The following is a 16,295-nucleotide window of genomic DNA, read 5'->3' as shown; positions in this document are numbered from 1 at the left end:
CCCGGCACGTGCCCCCTCAGTCGCGGGTGGCGGTGGCGTCGCCGTTGACGGTGCGGAGCGTCAGGCCGGGGCCGGTCGCGTCGGCGGTGGTGGGCAGGGTCACCGAGGTGGTGCCGTTGCGGGTGGTGGCGGCGACGCGGTAGGCGGGGGCGGTGTGCGGCAGCGACACACGGACCGAGCCGTTGGTGGTGGCGGCGGTGAGGGGGGACGGCGCGGTGGCGTTGGCGAGGGTCACGTCCCCGTTGACCGTTCCGGCGTCCAGGCGGCCGGAGCGCAGGTCTCCGGCGCGTACGGAGCCGTTGCGGGTGGTGAGCCGGACGGTGGCGCCGTCCCGCCCGGACCGTACGACGGTCACGTCCCCGTTGACGGTGGTGAGGTCCAGCGGCGAGGCGACCCCCGCCACGTCGATGCCCGCGTTCCGGGCGGTGACGGTGACCGAGGCGACGGCGGGCACGTCGACCGAGGGCATCCGGGGGCACGCCCCGTCCCTGGCGCTGTCACCGTCCCGGTCGCCGTCATCTCCGTCGCCGTCGTCGCCGTCCGCGTCGCGGCAGGTCAGGTCGAGCACCCAGGTGTCGCCCCGGTGCGACCAACGGGCCCGTATCCGCTGGTCGGTGGCGGCGCGCTCTCCGTCGGCCGGACGCAGCCGCACCCCGTTCTCCGTGGTGATCACCAGCCGGGTGTCCCCGCCGAGGTCCGGGGCGGTGACCGCTTCGGGGTGCGTCCGGAAGTCCCCGTCGTGTCCGTCGCACGCGGCGAGGAGCGGGAGAACCGCCAGCAGGGGGGCCAGGCGGCGTACCGCCCGGGAGGGAGTGGCGTTCATGGTGCCCGTCTTCCCCGGGACGGGCCGTCCATGACGCACGCGGGGCCCGCACCCCAAGCCGGGGGCGCGGGCCGCCTGCCGGCGCGCACCGGCTCAGAGGTTCCCGCGCCGCTCCTGCTCGCGCTCGATCGCCTCGAAGAGGGCCTTGAAGTTGCCCTTGCCGAAGCCCATCGAGCCGTGCCGCTCGATCATCTCGAAGAAGACGGTCGGCCGGTCCTGGACCGGCTTGGTGAAGATCTGGAGCAGGTAGCCGTCCTCGTCGCGGTCGACCAGGATCTTCAGCTCGCGCAGGGTCTCCACCGGGACGCGGGTCTCGCCGGCCCATTCGCCGAGGGTGTCGTAGTACGAGTCGGGGGTGTCCAGGAACTGCACACCGGCGGCGCGCATCGCGCGGACGGAGGCGACGATGTCGTTGGTGGCGAGCGCGATGTGCTGGACGCCGGCGCTTCCGTAGAACTCCAGGTACTCGTCGATCTGCGACTTCTTCTTCGCGACGGCGGGTTCGTTGATCGGGAACTTGACCTTCAGGGTGCCGTCCGCGACGACCTTCGACATCAGGGCGGAGTACTCGGTGGCGATGTCGTCGCCGACGAACTCCTTCATGTTGGTGAAGCCCATGACCTGGTTGTAGAAGGCCACCCACTCGTTCATCCGGCCGAGTTCGACGTTGCCGACGCAGTGGTCGACGGCCTGGAAGGTGCGCTTCGCCGGGGGCTGGACGATCGGGTCGGCGGCGGCGAAGCCCGGGAGGTAGGGGCCGTCGTAGCCGCCGCGCTCGACGAGGGTGTGGCGGGTGCTGCCGTACGTGGCGATGGCGGCGAGGACGACCGTGCCGTGCTCGTCCTTGAGCTCGTACGGCTCGGTGATGCCCCGCGCGCCGTGCTCGACGGCGTACGCGTACGCGGCGCGGGCGTCGGGGACCTCGATGGCGAGGTCGATCACGCCGTCGCCGTGGGCCGCGACGTGCTCCTGGAGGAAGGTGCCCCGGTCGGTGGACGCCTTGACGACGGAGGTGAGGACGAAGCGGGCGGAGCCGTTGGTGAGGACGTAACTCGCGGTCTCGCGGCTGCCGTTCTCCGGTCCGGAGTAGGCGGTCAGCTTCATGCCGAAGGCCGTCGAGTAGTAGTGGGCGGCCTGTTTGGCGTTGCCCACGGCGAAGACGACCGCGTCCATCCCCTTCACCGGGAAGGGGTCGGCCCGCCGGGCGGTGTCGGGAGTGGTGTGCAGGGTCTCTGTCATGGTCCGAGACTCCCCCCGTGCGGCAAGGTGCGCAACAGTTCGCGATTCGGCTGCACAATCCGTCCAGTGGTCCGCCAGGATGGGCGGGCTGTCTGTACATGATGACCATCACATCCGAAGGGCCGGGGCGCACCGTGGGAATCGACCGTCTGGACGGGGAACTGATCGTGCTGCTGGCCCGGGAGCCCCGGATCGGGGTACTGGAGGCGTCCCGGCGCCTCGGTGTGGCGCGCGGGACGGTGCAGGCGCGCCTCGACCGTCTTCAGTCGAATGGAGTCATCCGGGGGTTCGGGCCGGAGGTGGATCCTGCGGCGCTCGGGTACCCGGTCACCGCCTTCGCGACGCTGGAGATCAAACAGGGGCAAGGCGCCGACGTGCGGGCCCACTTGGCGGGCGTACCGGAGGTGCTGGAGCTGCACACGACGACCGGTCACGGGGACATGCTGTGCCGTCTCGTGGCGCGTTCGAACGCCGATCTTCAGCGCGTCATCGACCGGGTTGTCGGTTTTGATGGCATCGTCCGGGCCTCCACGGCGATCGTCATGGAGAACCCCGTCCCGCTGCGCGTCATCCCGCTCGTGGAGCAGGCCGCGAGGGACACCGACTGATCCGAGGGAGTGCGTCGCTTGAGCTTCTGGGAGTACGTGACGACCCGGCACCAGCAACTGCTCACCGACGCGTTCCAGCACGTCAGTGCCGTCTTCCAGTGCATGGTCATCGCGACGGTGCTGGGGGTGGTGATCGGGGTGGTCAGCTACCGCAGCGGCTGGGGCGGTTCGTTCGCCATCACGTCGACGGCGACGATCCTGACCATTCCGTCGCTGGCCGCGATCGGTCTGCTGATCCCGCTGGTCGGGCTGGGTGTGGCGCCGACCGTGATCACCCTGACGATGTACGGGCTGCTGCCCATCGTCCGTAACTCCATCGTGGGGCTGCGCGGGGTGGACCCGTCGCTGGTGGACGCGGCGAAGGGCATCGGGATGTCGCGGATCGCGCGGCTGTGCCGGGTGGAACTGCCGCTCGCCTGGCCGCCGATCCTCACCGGCATCCGGGTCGCCACCCAGATGCTGATGGGCATCGCCGCGATCGCCGCGTACGCCTCGGGGCCGGGGCTCGGCAACGAGATCTTCCGGGGCATCGCCTCGCTGGGCAGCGCCAACGCGATCAACCAGGTCCTCGCGGGCACGCTCGGCATCGTCATTCTCGCGCTTCTCTTCGACGCCGCGTACGTGCTGCTCGGGCGGCTGACCATTCCCAGGGGGATCCGTGTCTGAGACCGCTGCCGACGCCACCGCCGAGCCCGACGCTCCGGCCGAGACCTCCGGGGCGACGATCCAGCTGGAGGAGCTCACCAAGCTGTACCCGGGCAACCCGAACCCGGCCGTGGAGAACGTCTCCATGGACATCAAGGCGGGCGAGACGGTGATCTTCGTGGGCCCGTCCGGCTGCGGCAAGTCGACCACCCTGAAGATGATCAACCGGCTGATCGAGCCGTCGTCCGGCCGGATCAGGATCGGTGACGAGGACGTCACCGACATGGACCCGGTGAAGCTGCGCCGGAAGATCGGGTACGCGATCCAGTCCTCGGGGCTCTTCCCGCACATGACGGTCGCCGACAACATCGCCCTCGTCCCGAAGATGGTCGGCTGGTCGAAGCGGAAGGTGAAGGACCGGGTCGAGGAGATGCTCGACCTGGTCGGCCTCGACCCCAGGGAGTTCCACGGCCGCTACCCGCGCCAGCTCTCCGGGGGCCAGCAGCAGCGCGTGGGCGTGGCGCGGGCGCTCGCCGCGGACCCGCCGGTGCTGCTGATGGACGAGCCGTTCGGGGCCGTCGACCCGATCACCCGCGACCATCTCCAGGACGAGCTGATCCGGCTCCAGCACGAGCTGCACAAGACGATCGTGTTCGTCACCCACGACTTCGACGAGGCGATCAAGCTCGGCGACCGGATCGCGGTGCTGCGGGAGCGTTCGCACATCGCGCAGTTCGACACCCCGGAGGCGATCCTCACCAACCCGACCGACGACTTCGTCTCCGGGTTCGTCGGCGCGGGCGCGGCGCTGAAGCGGCTCAACCTCACCCGGGTCCGGGACGTGGGGGTCGCCGACTTCCCCACGGTGACCGTGGACGACCCGCTCCAGGACATCTTCAACAAGCTGCGCAGCGGCCCGCACAACGAGCTGCTGATGCTGGACCGCAAGAACCGCCCGTACAAGTGGCTGCGGCGCGGCGACCTGATGCGGGCGCGCGGTTCGCTCGCGCGGGCCGGGCAGCTGGTGCACGACACGGTGACCCGGGACGCCACACTGCACGACGCGCTGGAGGCGGTGCTCACCGACAGCGGCGGGCGGGCCGCGGTGACCGGGCGGCGCGGGGAGTTCGTCGGGGTGGTGGACATGCGCATCCTGATGGACAACGTGCAGGAGCTGCTGGAGGCGGACCGGCTCGCGGCGATGGAGCACCAGCACGAGCTGGAGGAGCTGCGCAGCCATCAGACGGAGCAGGAGCTGGAGGGGGGTGGCGGCGCGTGAGCCCGAGCAGCCGCCAGGGCCGCGACTCGTCCGGCCGGGAGGCGATGCCGACCCGGCCGCCGGGCGAGCACGACGTCAAGGGGAAGGCGTTCCGGGACGAGGAGAGCGAGCCGCCCCCTCCCCCGGCGCGCCCGCCGCGCCGGATCACCTGGCAGAAGCTGGTGGTGCTGCCGCTGGTGCTGGCCGCGGTGCTGGTGGCGACGTACTTCTGGATCAACACGATCACCCTGGACTCCATCGCGGAGAACTCGATCGCGGGCGACACGGTGGAGCTGCGCTGGTGGCAGCACGTGCGGCTGACGGCGATCTCGACGTTCTGGGTGCTGATCATCGCCATTCCGCTGGGCATCGCGCTGACCCGCCGGGGTCTGTCGCGGTCCGCCCCCCTCTTCACCGCGATCGCCAACATCGGCCAGGCCACCCCGGCGATCGGCCTGCTGGCCCTGCTGGTGATCTGGCTGGGCATCGGCCCGTCCACGGCGATCACCGGCATGGTGATCTACGCGGTGCTGCCGGTGCTCTCCAACACGGTGGCGGGGCTCAAGTCGATCGACCCGACGCTGGTGGAGGCCGCGCGGGGCATCGGGATGTCGGGGAGGGGGACGCTGGCGAAGGTGGAGCTGCCGCTCGCCGTCCCGCTGATCCTGGCGGGAGTGCGGACGGCCCTGGTGCTGAACGTGGGTACGGCGACGCTGGCCACGTTCGGCGGCGGCGGCGGGCTCGGCGACCTGATCACCTCGGGCATCCAGACGCAGCGCATGCCGGTGCTGGTGCTGGGGTCGGTGCTGACGGTGGTGCTGGCGCTGCTGGTGGACTGGCTGGCCTCGCTGGTGGAGCTGGTGCTGACGCCGCGCGGACTGGAGGCACCATGAGGACGCGGGCGGGCTCCGGAGGCGCGGGGCGGTACGGGCCCGGGATCGCGGGACTGCGGTACGGGCCCGGGGTTACGGGGCGGCGGTACGGGTCCGGGGTCGCGGGGCGGCGGTACGGGTCCGGGGTCGCGGGGCGCGGTGGGCGCGGGGCCCTGCGCCGGCGTGCCGGGGCGGCGGGGGCCGTGCTGCTGGCGCTGGTGCTCGCCGGGTGCGGGCTGAAGAGCGGGTCGCCGATGGCGGACGAGGTGGAGCCGGGTTCGGTGGGCGCCGGCGAGCCGCTGAAGGGCGCCTCGCTCACGGTCACCTCGAAGAACTTCAGCGAGAACATCATCCTCGGTCAGATGATCGGCCTGGTCTTCAAGGCGGCCGGTGCCGAGGTGCTGGACCGCACCAACCTCCCGGGCTCGATCAGCGCCCGCGAGGCCATCGTGCAGGGTGACGCCGACGCGATGTACGAGTACACGGGCACCGGCTGGATCACCTACCTCGGCAACGCGGAGCCGATCGACGATCCCGAGGAGCAGTGGAAGGCGGTACGCGACGCCGACCGGCGCAACGGGGTGACCTGGCTCCCCCAGTCGACCCTCAACAACACCTACGCGCTCGCCATCAGCCGGAAGAACAACGCGAAGTACAAGCTGAAGGACCTGTCCGACGTGGCGGCACTGGCGAAGAAGAACCCGTCGGCGGTGACGGTCTGCGTGGAGAACGAGTTCGCCTCCCGGGACGACGGTCTGCCGGGGATGGAGAAGGCGTACGGGATGTCCCTGCCCGCCGCGAACATCCGCAAGATGGACGCCGGGATCATCTACACCCAGGTCTCCAAGTCCAACTCCTGCCTGCTGGGCGAGGTCTTCACGACCGACGGCCGGATCAAGGCCATGAATCTGGACGTGCTCGCCGACAACAAGCACTTCTTCCCGAACTACAACGCGGCGCCGGTCATCCACACCGCGACCTTCGACAAGTACCCGGTGATCGCGGACCTGCTGGACCCGGTGAGCGCGAAGCTGACCACCGAGGTCGCCCAGGAGCTCAACGCCAAGGTGGACGTGGAGGGCGCGGACCCGCACACGGTGGCGCTGGAGTGGCTGGTGGAGGAGGGGTTCATCAAGGAGGGGTGAGGGGCGGGGAGCCCGTGCCCCGCCCCTGCCTCCGGCGTCCCCCGTGCTCAGCAGCTGGGGACGCTCGCGCCGCGGTCCAGGGCGTCGAGCGCGGACACCGCACCCTTGAGGGTGGTGACCGGGATCAGCTTCAGGCCCTTCGGGAGCTCCGCCGTCGCCGCGCCGCACTCGGCCTTCGGGACGAGGAAGACGGTCGCCCCGTCGCGCCGGGCGGCCTGGGTCTTCAGGGAGACTCCGCCGACCGCTCCGACCGTGCCGTCCGCCGCGATGGTGCCCGTACCGGCGATGGTGCGGCCGCCGGTGAGGTCGCCGCCGGAGCCGTTGCCGTCGAGCTTGTCGATGATGCCGAGGGCGAGGAAGAGGCCGGCGCTGGGGCCGCCGATGTCGCCGAGGTCGAGGGAGAACGTCATCGACCCCTGCGCGCGGTCGAGGTAGTTCAGGGCCGCGTCGACGGCGACGTCCTGGGACTCCTTCATGTCGTTCAGGTTGTGCTGCTCGATCTGCTTCACGGAGCCGCCGGTCGGGTAGACCGAGTCGCGGGACATGACCGCCCGGTCCGTACGGAACCAGCTGTCGACCAGGTCGCCGATGCGCACGTCCGCGGTGGGTCCGGTGGCGACGATCGTCGTCATCCGCAGCTGGCCCTCGGTGGTGCGGGTGGGCGCGCCGGTGATGGTGATCACGGGCTTCCCGCCGGCCTCGCCGAGGACGTTCGCCGTGGTGCCCGGCTGGGCCAGCGTGAACGGCAGCGGGGCGAGGGCGGCGGTCCCGAACAGGGCGAGCACCGGCAGCGCGCAGAGCGCGAGGGTGCGGGGGCGCGTAAGACGAAGGGGCACCCGGCCAATCTATCGGTCGGTGTGCCCCGTCCCGGGCGCCGGGCCCGGAGGCCCGGCCCGCCGGGGCTGTCGGCCCAAATCATACGAAACCGAAGGATCGTGAACCTGTCAGTAATAAAGCGCCGTCGGGGAACCCCTCATCTCAGGGCGTCGGCGACCTCCCGGGCCGCGTCCAGCACACGGGGGCCGACCCGTTCCGGGATGCAGTCCGCGAGCATGACCACGCCCACACTGCCCTCCACCCCGGAGACCCCGACCAGCGGTGCGGCGGCGCCGCTGGCGCCCGCCTCCAGCTCGCCCTGGGTGAGGGTGTAGCCGGGGTGGTCCACGACGGTGCGCTGCCGCGCGGAGAGGATGGCCCGCCCCGCGGCGCCCTGGTCGAGGGGGTGACGGAAGCCCGGCCGGTACGCCACGTGGTAGTCGGTCCAGGTGGGCTCCACGACGGCGACGGCGAGCGCGTCCGAACCGTCGACGAGCGTCAGGTGGGCGGTGGCCCCGATGTCCTCGGCCAGCGAGCGCAGCGCGGGCAGCGCCGCCTCGCGTACGAGGGGGTGCACCTGGCGCCCCAGGCGCAGCACGCCGAGTCCGACCCTGGCCCGGCCGCCGAGGTCGCGGCGTACGAGGGTGTGCTGTTCGAGTGTGGCCAGCAGACGGTAGACGACCGTGCGGTTGACGCCGAGCCGGTTGGACAGCTCGGTGACGGTAAGCCCGTGGTCGGTGTCGGCAAGCAGTTTGAGGACACGTAGTCCTCGGTCGAGTGTCTGGGAAGTCTCCGCGGTCACAACCCGTCCCCTCCGAGGGTGAGCGACGGCGGCCGGCTCCACGCACACGCGACGCCGGTCCCAGCGGCGACGCACGGAGAGGCCGCCGGTCTGGCCTGGCCGCCCCGCGATTCCACCGTCGCCCGGAGGCGCGGTGCGTACGGATGACGGCCTGGTACCGGCTGCGCTCCGCGGCGACATTGCCACGGGGCGTTCACATATGTTCGGACAGTAGCGAGGCAGTCCGCTGAGCGGAAGACCTCGTCCAGAATCCGGTCCGCCGCCGCTCCTCCCCCGTATAACCGCCGGTCAGCGCGAGACCGTCCGGAACCCGGACGTCTACGCGCGTCCAGGTCGTACGACGCGGAGCGTGACGACGGACACCATTGGTAAACCGGCGTTAACAGTACGTAACAAAAAATCTTGACGCGGAACGGCCGCGCGGACCGTACCGGCCATGCGCGTGCGCCCTGCCCGGCCGTGCGCGGCGACGTCCCGTAGAGCCCGAGGGCGTCCCCGCCGGACGCGCCGGGCCCGAACGGCCCCACGACGACGGCCCGGTGGCCCCGGCGGAATCCTCCGCCGGGGCCACCGGGCCGCACGCCTCCGTCACACGGGAAGATCCCGGACGGTCACTTCATCCGGGTCGCCCACTCCTGGACCTTCTTGATCCGGTCCTGGATCTGGCCCGCCGTCGCCTCCGCGCTCGGCGGCCCGCCGCAGACCCGGCGCAGCTCGGTGTGGATCACGCCGTGCGGCTTGCCGCTCTGGTGGGTGTAGGCCGAGACCATCGTGTTGAGCTGCTTGCGCAGGGAGAGCAGCTGCTTGTGGGTGACGACCGGGCGGGCCTCGGCGGGCTTCTCCAGGAGGTCGGCCTCGGCGGCGGGCTTCGAGCGGCTGTGCGCGATCTGCCGGGTCTGCCGCCGCTGGAGCAGCAGCTGCACCTGGTCGGGTTCCAGGAGGCCGGGGATGCCGAGGTAGTCCTGCTCCTCCTCGCTGCCCGGGTGGGCCTGCATGCCGAACTCGGCGCCGTCGTAGAGCACCCGGTCGAAGACGGCGTCGGACTCCAGCGCCTCGAAGGGCAGCTGCTCCTCGGTCTCCTCGTCCTCCAGCCGTTCGGCGTCGGCGAGGAGCTTGTCCTCCTCCGCGAAGGGGTTCTCCTCGTCGCTGCCCTTCTTCGGCTTGTCGAGGACGTGGTCGCGTTCGACCTCCATCTCGTTGGCGAAGTCGAGCAGCATCGGGATGGTGGGGACGAAGACGGAGGCGGTCTCGCCGCGCCTGCGGGAGCGTACGAAGCGGCCGACGGCCTGGGCGAAGAAGAGCGGGGTCGAGATCGTCGTCGCGTACACGCCGACCGCCAGGCGGGGTACGTCGACGCCCTCGGACACCATGCGGACGGCGACCATCCAGCGCGAGTCGTCCGCGCTGAACTTGTCGATGTTCTTCGAGGCGGCCTTCTCGTCGGAGAGGACCACGGTCGGCTTCTCACCGGTGACGGACTTGAGGATCTTGGCGTAGGCGCGGGCCGACTCCTGGTCGGTGGCGATGACCAGGCCGCCGGCGTCCGGGATGCCCTTGCGGACCTCGGTGAGCCGCTTGTCGGCGGCCGTGAGCACGTTGGGGATCCAGTCGCCGGTGGGCGACAGGGCGGTGCGCCAGGCCTGCCCGATGGCGTCCTTGGTCATCGGCTCGCCGAGGCGGGCGGCGATCTCGTCGCCGGCCTTGGTGCGCCAGCGCATGTTGCCGCTGTAGCTGAGGAAGATCACGGGCCGGACGACGCCGTCGGCGAGGGCGTTGCCGTAGCCGTACGTGTAGTCGGCGGAGGAGCGCCGGATGCCGTCGTTGCCCTCCTCGTACGTCACGAAGGGGATCGGGTTGGTGTCGGAGCGGAACGGGGTGCCGGTGAGCGCGAGCCGCCGGGTGGCGGGGTCGAACGCCTCCTGGCAGGCCTCGCCCCAGGACTTCGAGTCACCGGCGTGGTGGATCTCGTCGAGGATGACGAGGGTCTTGCGCTGTTCGCACCGGTTGCGGTGCAGCATCGGGCGTACGCCGACACCGGCGTACGTCACGGCGACGCCGTCGTACTCGCGGCTCAGCGGCCCGGCGCTGTACTCCGGGTCGAGCTTGATCCCTATCCGTGCGGCGGCCTCCGCCCACTGCTTCTTGAGGTGCTCGGTCGGCGCGACGACGGTGACCTGCTGCACGACGTGGTGGTGGAGCAGCCATGAGGCGAGGGTCAGCGCGAAGGTGGTCTTCCCTGCGCCGGGGGTGGCGACCGCGAGGAAGTCGCGCGGCTGCTCCTGGACGTACCTCTCCATGGCGCCCTGCTGCCAGGCTCGCAGCTTGCCCGCGGTGCCCCAGGGGGCACGGCCGGGAAAGGCGGGTGAGAGGTGGTGGGAGGCGGTAGTAGTCACGGTCTCCGGTTCGGGTCTCTCGGGTACGTGGGGTGCTGCCGGTACCGCCCGGGACACCCGGTACGCGATACGACAACCGGGCCACCTTACCGGGGCGCCGGGCGGAACCCCGTACGAACGAGGCGTGGTTCGGGCCGGTTGAGACGCTCTTCACAACCGGCCCGGCGGGATTCTCCCGGGCCTCAGACGGCGCGCGGAGCCCGTACCCGGGTGGCCACCCAGGCCCCCACCAGGGCGACCGCCGCCATGGGCAGGAAGACCGCCGCGAAGGCCCCCGGGTGGGCCGCCGAGGCGCCCGCTTCCACGGTGTCGTGGACGGCGCCCACCGCGCCGCCGCCGAGCGCCGCGAAGGCCGCGCCGCCGATCGCGAGGAGCAGGACGTTGGAGAGGCCGTCGGAGATCTGGAGGGCGGCGGAGTTGGCGCCCGCCTCCTGCGGGGTGGAGAGCTTGAGCATCATCACACTGGTCGAGGCGATCACCATGCCCATGCCGAAACACCCGACCGCCCAGGCGACCGCCACGGTCCAGGCGGGCACGGAGTGGATCAGCACGGAGGGCGCGGCCAGGATCGCCACGGTCACCATGAGCATGCCGACGAACATCAGCCGTTCCCGGTGCGGCTCCATCCGGGGCCGGGACTGGATGAACGAGCCGAGCGCCCAGGTGCCGCCGCCCGCCGCGAGCGACAGCCCGGCCATCGTCGGGCTCAGCCCGCGCTGGGTCACCAGCATCAGCGGGACGAAGGACTCGGCGGCGATGAACGACCCGGCCGAGACCCCGCGCAGCAGCACCACGGCGGGCAGCCCGCGTGCGGCGCGCGCGGTGCCGGTGGGCAGCAGCCCCCGGACGGCGGGGACCAGCAGCGCGATCCCCGCGACGGCGGGCAGAGCCGCGAACCAGTCAAGCTCCTGCCCGGCGTACTGGAGCAGCCCGGCGCCCACCGAGACGCCGAGGGCGAGCCGGATGCGCCGGCGGTCGAAGGGCCGCGCGCCTTCGGCCTCGTCCGCCGGGCCGGAGGCCCTGCGCCGTATCGCGGGCAGCGCGAGGGCCAGCGGGAAGACGATGAGGACCGGGATGCCGGTGAAGACCCAGCGCCAGCCGAGGTGCTCGGTGACGGTGCCGGAGGCGAGCGGCCCGACCACGGAGGGAATCACCCAGCTCGCGGCGAAGGCGGCCATGATCGCGGGGCGCAGGCGCTCCGGGTAGGCGCGGCCGACGACGACGTACAGGGCGACGATCACCAGTCCCCCGCCGAGCCCCTGGACGGCCCGGCCCGCGATGAACATCCACATCCCGGTCGCGCCGCCGGAGAGCAGCAGCCCGGCGGCGAAGGCGCTGATCCCGGCCGCGAGGGGGCCGAGCGGCCCGCTCCGGTCGGCCCACTGCCCGGAGAACACCATGGCGAAGAGGCTGGTGGTGAAGTACGCGGAGAAGGCGAAGGCGTAGAGCGGGACCCCGTGCAGCTCGCGCGCGGCCACCGGCATCGCGGTGCCCACGGCGGTCGCCTCGAAGGCGATCAGCAGCACGACGGAGACGATCCCGATGCTCAGGGCGCGGTAGGTCCGGCCCAGTACGCCCTCGGTGGAGTCTCCGGCCTCCCCGGCCTCGCCCGCCTCCCCGGCCTTCTTGGTCCGCGCGCCAGTGGCCAGGGCGTCGGCGGGTAGGTCGTCGGCGGGCGGGGCGGCGGGCGCGACATCGGCGTCGCGCGGGTCCAGGGCGGTCATCGCACCAGGGTAAGGGGCAAACGTCCGGTTGATCCCTGTCGCGGGGAGGGGGTGAGATGGTCCGATGGTGGTAGGACCGCGCGCCCGCCGGAGCGGTGGCGCGCCCCCTCGGACGGGACCCCTGGTGCGGAGGGGGCCCGGTGGGGCCGGGTGGGGCCGGGTGGGGCCACTGTGAACGGCGTATGGCAGTCGTATTGCGGGCCCGTCGAACCCCTTGAGCCCGCCGCCCCGGGCCCGTACGGTCGTGACAACACCGAGGCACCACACCTCGGCCGTGTGCCCGAGAGGTTCAGGGGCTCGACTGCAACTCGAGTTACACCGGTTCGAATCCGGTCACGGCCTCAAGAAGGAACGCGGCGCATGCGCCGTACGAACAACGGCGGCGGCCGTCCCCATGGTGCGGGGACGGCCGCTTTCGCGTGCGCGGGGGCTTTCCGGCGGGGTTGGCAACTTCCCCTCGGGGAGCATGAGTTGGCGACATGACGTGTCTTCTTTTCGCTGGACTCGCACGATTGGGCGCGGTGCTCGCGGGGAATCGGGCTTATCCATGGGACTCACGGAGCCCCGAGATTCTGCGAGGTGTACATGACTGGTCCGCGTTCGCGGTCCGGGTCGGGGCCGGGCGACTTCATGGAGCGCTGGGACCAGCGGGGGCTCGCCGTCGCCTGCTTCGTCGCCGTCTGCGGATCGGTGACCGCCACACTCTTCGGCCTGTCCGTCGCCTGGCAGATGCCCTTCCTGTTCACGGCGGTCTACGCCATCCTGCGCTCGCTGGTCCCACTCACCGCGTCCCGACAGGAACTGGCCGACCTCCGCACCGAAGTCGGCCTGCTGCGGGAGGACTTCGACCGTACGAACTCATCGCGGATCGAGCACTATCCGGACGCGACGTCCTTCTACCGGGCGGAAATGGACTATCTCGCCAACCACTCCCCCAGCCACATGGACGCCTGGTACATGCGGCTCGAAACGCCGGACGACTTCAGCGCGTCCACCGCGGCCTTCTCGGTCTATTTCCAGGCGGTACTCGCCTGGGCGCGCGACGGCGGATCGGTGCGGCGCCTGTTCTGCCTCGGCTCGTCCAGGGAGTACGCCGCCTGGACGGCACGGCACCGGGACGAGACCCGCCATCTGCGCAGCTACAGCATCCGTCAGGTGACCTGGCCCATCAAGGCCGATCTCATGAGCATGGCCATCATGGACACGAGCGTCGTGTTCCTCGCCTTCACCGTGGGGGACCGCGTCCAAGGCATGCGCATCGAGGACAGCGAGGCGGCGGCGTACTTCAAGTCCTACTTCGACCGGCACTGGGAAAACGCCACGGAAGTGACCCGCTCGTCCGCGCCCTGAGTCCGCGCAGCCGCCTCCGGGACCGCGCCGACGCGCCGCGGACGCCGGGCCGGCACGGTCTGCTCCCACGCTTCATCCGACAGGCCGCCCGGACAGGACCCGCGGTCTCCCACGGCAGTACCGGACCGCGATCCGGGCGAACGTCAGCCCCACGTGCAGGATCCAGACCTCGGCACGATCCGACAAACCACCCACACCCTGACAGAACGCCCTCTCAGCCCTTCGGCGCCGCCGCCACCGCTGCCTGCGGCCGGACCGGGAGGCGGTTGATCGGGCGGCCGGTCGCGGCGCGGACCGCGGCGGCCACCGCGGCCGGGGAGGTGACCACCGGCACCGCCGAGACGGGCTTGGCGCCGAAGGGGGCGACCACGTCGCGTTCCTCGACCAGCTTCACGATCCGGATGTCCGGGGCGTCCAGGGCCGTCGGCAGCGCGTAGCCGGTGAGGTCGGGGTGGCGGACCAGGCCCTTGGCGGTGCGGAGGTTCTCGGTGAGCGCGGCGCCGATGCCCTGGGTGACGCCCGCCTCGATGCGCGCGGCGAGCTGGGCCGGGTTGAGGATCCGGCCGACGTCCTGGGCGACGGCCATCTCGACCACCCGGACCGAGCCGAGCTCGATGTCGACGTCGACCACCGCGCGGACCGCGCAGAACGCGAGCCCGACGAAGGCGTCGCCCTGGCCGGATTCGTCCAGCGGCTCGGTGGGGTGCGGGCGGCACTGGGCGGTCGCCCAGAGCTCCTTGCCGTCCATCGCCTCGGTGACCGTGGTGGAGAGCACCCCGTCGTACGAGGTGATCTTGCCGTCGGCGATCTGGAGGAGCTCCACGGACATGCCGAACTTGTGGGCCAGCGGCTGGAGCAGCTGGGTACGGACCATCTTCGCGGCGCGCTCCACGGCCCCGCCGGAGACCCAGGTGTGGCGGCCGTGGGTGGCCGGTCCGGCCGGGGGCTGGTCGGTGTCGACGGAGGCGACGTGCACCTCTTCGACGCCGAGGGTCTCCTGCACGATCTGACGGGCGAGGGTGGTGAAGCCCTGCCCGGTCTCGACGGCCGCGCAGAGCACGGTGGCGACGCCGTCGTGGACGCGCACGGTGGCGGTCGAGACCTCGTCGGTGCCCTCCGCCCCCAGCATGTGGACCATGCCCAGCGCGTAGCCGACGCCCCGGCGTACGGCTCCGGGCTCGCCGGCGCCCTCCGGGCCGCCGGGCAGCAGCCACTCCTCCTCGGGGGTGTCCTTGGGCAGCGCGGGCAGCGGGAACTCCCGTACGGCTTCGAGGAGTTCGGCGACCGGGGCCGGGCAGGTGACCGTCTGGCCGGTGGGCAGGATGTCGCCGGTGGAGAGGGTGTTGCGGGCCCGGATCTCGGCGGGCTCGATGCCCAGCTTGGCGGCCAGCTTGTCCATCTGGCCCTCGTACGCGGCGCACACCTGCATCGCGCCCTCGCCCCGGACGTGTCCGGAGGGCGGGTTGTTCGTGCGGACGGCCCAGCCCTCGACGAAGGCGTGCGGGACGACGTACGGCCCGCAGGCGAACGCGACGGCTGCCGCGAGGGATTCGGAGGACGCGTCGGCGTACGCCCCTGCGTCCAGCAGGATCTGGGCCTCCACCTTGACCAACCGGCCTTCCGCGTCCGCGTGGTGGCGGTAGCGCAGCAGCGTCGGGTGGCGGTGGGGGTGGCCGAGGAAGGACTCCTCGCGGGTGGCGGCGAGCTTCACCGGGCAGCCGGTGCGCAGCGCGAGCAGGCCGAGCGGGATCTGGAACCCGGGGTCCTCGCGGTCGCCGGTCGCCCCGGGGACGCCGGTCACCACGACCCGTACCCGGTCCGGTTCCAGGCCGAAGCAGGCGGCGGCGAGGTCGCGGTCGGTGTGCGGGTCGGTGGAGGCGGTGTACAGCTCGACGCCGCCGTCCGGCCGGGGCACGGCGAGCCCGGCCTCGGCGCCGATGGGCGCCGGGTCCTGGCGGCCGATGCGGTAGAGGCCGTCCACGACGATGTCGCCGGTGGCCTCGGGGTCGCCGTAGCGGAGCGGGATGTGGCGGACGAGGTTGCCGTCGGGGTGGAGCGGTTCCGCCTCGAACGCCTTCTCCGGGTCGGTGACGGGCTCCAGGACCTCGTACTCGACGGCGATGGCGGCGGCGGCGAGGCGTGCGGTGTCCGGGTGGTCGGCGGCGACGGCGGCGATCGCCTCGCCGTGGTGGCGCACCAGGTCGGAGGCGAAGACCGGGCGGTCCACGACATGGCGTCCGTAGAGGGCCTCGCCGGGGATGTCCTGGTGGGTGACGACCGCGCGCACGCCCGGCATCCCGGCGGCGGCCGTGGTGTCCACGGACACGATCCGGGCGTGCGGGTGCGGAGATCTGAGCACGGCGGCCCAGAGCAGGCCCTCCGCCCAGAGGTCGGCGGCGTACGGGAAGGTGCCCTCGGTCTTCGCCCGGACGTCGGCGTGCGGCAGCGAGGCGCCGATGCCGTGCGCGGGCGCCTCCGGTACCGGGGCGCCGGACGCGCCGTCGGTCCGGGGCAGGGTGGTGCTGGTCGCGTTGGCCGCGGTGGCCGCGTCGCTGGTCACGCCGCCTCCTTGTCGTTCGCTCCGCCGCGGCGGCGGCTGGGGGTGCCGGTAACGATGACC

At 71.9% G+C, this 16,295-nt stretch carries 13 protein-coding genes and 1 tRNA gene; 7 read left to right on the top strand and 7 right to left on the bottom strand.

What is annotated here, in order from left to right; genetic code table 11:
* Positions 1-16: 16 nt before the first annotated feature.
* Positions 17-823 (bottom strand): DUF4097 family beta strand repeat-containing protein, encoded by an 807-nt coding sequence (locus ACWCWD_RS18670; protein ID WP_450773892.1) that lies wholly within the window; start codon positions 821-823, stop codon positions 17-19.
* A gap of 93 nt (positions 824-916) precedes the next feature.
* Positions 917-2,062: a 4-hydroxyphenylpyruvate dioxygenase gene (gene hppD / locus ACWCWD_RS18665; protein WP_450773891.1), complete on the bottom strand. Its 1,146-nt coding sequence runs from the start codon at positions 2,060-2,062 to the stop codon at positions 917-919.
* A 134-nt stretch (positions 2,063-2,196) separates the two neighbouring features.
* Between hppD and ACWCWD_RS18660 the strand changes: the two genes are divergently transcribed.
* The 5 genes from ACWCWD_RS18660 to ACWCWD_RS18640 all read left to right on the top strand — a co-directional run bounded on the left by ACWCWD_RS18660 (position 2,197) and on the right by ACWCWD_RS18640 (position 6,590).
* The gene (locus ACWCWD_RS18660; RefSeq protein WP_450773890.1) at positions 2,197-2,670 is read left to right on the top strand and encodes an Lrp/AsnC family transcriptional regulator; all 474 of its coding nucleotides are present in this window, start codon (positions 2,197-2,199) and stop codon (positions 2,668-2,670) included.
* 18 nt (positions 2,671-2,688) lie between these two features.
* Entirely contained in the window at positions 2,689-3,336 is a 648-nt protein-coding gene (locus ACWCWD_RS18655) for an ABC transporter permease (RefSeq protein WP_327176034.1), read from the top strand.
* The gene (locus tag ACWCWD_RS18650) at positions 3,329-4,594 is read left to right on the top strand and encodes a betaine/proline/choline family ABC transporter ATP-binding protein (RefSeq protein ID WP_450773889.1); all 1,266 of its coding nucleotides are present in this window, start codon (positions 3,329-3,331) and stop codon (positions 4,592-4,594) included. The genes ACWCWD_RS18655 and ACWCWD_RS18650 overlap by 8 nt, the downstream gene beginning before the upstream one ends.
* 44 nt (positions 4,595-4,638) lie before the next feature.
* Positions 4,639-5,466 carry an ABC transporter permease gene (locus tag ACWCWD_RS18645; RefSeq protein ID WP_450774014.1) on the top strand — a complete coding sequence of 276 codons (828 nt, stop codon included), beginning with the start codon at positions 4,639-4,641 and terminating at the stop codon, positions 5,464-5,466.
* Between the two features lie 233 nt (positions 5,467-5,699).
* On the top strand, positions 5,700-6,590 hold the full coding sequence (locus ACWCWD_RS18640) for a glycine betaine ABC transporter substrate-binding protein (RefSeq protein ID WP_450774013.1): 891 nt from the start codon (positions 5,700-5,702) through the stop codon (positions 6,588-6,590).
* 47 nt (positions 6,591-6,637) lie between these two features.
* Here ACWCWD_RS18640 and ACWCWD_RS18635 read toward each other — a convergent pair whose 3' ends face one another.
* The 4 genes from ACWCWD_RS18635 to ACWCWD_RS18620 all read right to left on the bottom strand — a co-directional run bounded on the left by ACWCWD_RS18635 (position 6,638) and on the right by ACWCWD_RS18620 (position 12,325).
* Positions 6,638-7,426 (bottom strand): S16 family serine protease, encoded by a 789-nt coding sequence (locus tag ACWCWD_RS18635; RefSeq protein WP_450773888.1) that lies wholly within the window; start codon positions 7,424-7,426, stop codon positions 6,638-6,640.
* 137 nt (positions 7,427-7,563) lie between these two features.
* The gene (locus tag ACWCWD_RS18630; protein ID WP_390962217.1) at positions 7,564-8,208 is read right to left on the bottom strand and encodes an IclR family transcriptional regulator; all 645 of its coding nucleotides are present in this window, start codon (positions 8,206-8,208) and stop codon (positions 7,564-7,566) included.
* A 611-nt stretch (positions 8,209-8,819) separates the two neighbouring features.
* A complete protein-coding gene (locus tag ACWCWD_RS18625) occupies positions 8,820-10,601 on the bottom strand; it encodes a DEAD/DEAH box helicase (protein ID WP_450773887.1) in 1,782 nt (593 codons plus the stop codon).
* A gap of 182 nt (positions 10,602-10,783) precedes the next feature.
* Entirely contained in the window at positions 10,784-12,325 is a 1,542-nt protein-coding gene (locus ACWCWD_RS18620; RefSeq protein WP_450773886.1) for an MFS transporter, read from the bottom strand.
* Between the two features lie 270 nt (positions 12,326-12,595).
* Between ACWCWD_RS18620 and ACWCWD_RS18615 the strand changes: the two genes are divergently transcribed.
* Together ACWCWD_RS18615 and ACWCWD_RS18610 are read left to right on the top strand one after the other, a co-directional pair.
* Positions 12,596-12,667 (top strand) — tRNA-Cys (locus ACWCWD_RS18615).
* A gap of 243 nt (positions 12,668-12,910) precedes the next feature.
* On the top strand, positions 12,911-13,675 hold the full coding sequence (locus tag ACWCWD_RS18610; RefSeq protein WP_450773885.1) for a hypothetical protein: 765 nt from the start codon (positions 12,911-12,913) through the stop codon (positions 13,673-13,675).
* A 214-nt stretch (positions 13,676-13,889) separates the two neighbouring features.
* Here the strand turns inward: ACWCWD_RS18610 and ACWCWD_RS18605 are convergent, their stop codons facing one another.
* Positions 13,890-16,235 (bottom strand): xanthine dehydrogenase family protein molybdopterin-binding subunit, encoded by a 2,346-nt coding sequence (locus ACWCWD_RS18605; RefSeq protein ID WP_450773884.1) that lies wholly within the window; start codon positions 16,233-16,235, stop codon positions 13,890-13,892.
* Positions 16,236-16,295 lie beyond the last annotated feature (60 nt).

The sequence above is a fragment of the Streptomyces sp. NPDC001493 genome, from assembly GCF_053597235.1.
The sequence above is the reverse complement of the archived record's forward strand: the minus strand, read 5'-3'. Positions and strand labels throughout refer to the sequence as shown.

What these genes read in the sequence shown, in the direction of transcription:
- hppD (WP_450773891.1), bottom strand. Translation starts at nt 2,062, where the DNA reads ATGACAGAGACCCTGCACACCACTCCCGACACCGCCCGGCGGGCCGAC.
- ACWCWD_RS18610 (WP_450773885.1), top strand. Translation starts at nt 12,911, where the DNA reads ATGACTGGTCCGCGTTCGCGGTCCGGGTCGGGGCCGGGCGACTTCATG.
- ACWCWD_RS18670 (WP_450773892.1), bottom strand. Translation starts at nt 823, where the DNA reads ATGAACGCCACTCCCTCCCGGGCGGTACGCCGCCTGGCCCCCCTGCTG.
- ACWCWD_RS18640 (WP_450774013.1), top strand. Translation starts at nt 5,700, where the DNA reads ATGGCGGACGAGGTGGAGCCGGGTTCGGTGGGCGCCGGCGAGCCGCTG.
- ACWCWD_RS18620 (WP_450773886.1), bottom strand. Translation starts at nt 12,325, where the DNA reads ATGACCGCCCTGGACCCGCGCGACGCCGATGTCGCGCCCGCCGCCCCG.
- ACWCWD_RS18645 (WP_450774014.1), top strand. Translation starts at nt 4,639, where the DNA reads ATGCCGACCCGGCCGCCGGGCGAGCACGACGTCAAGGGGAAGGCGTTC.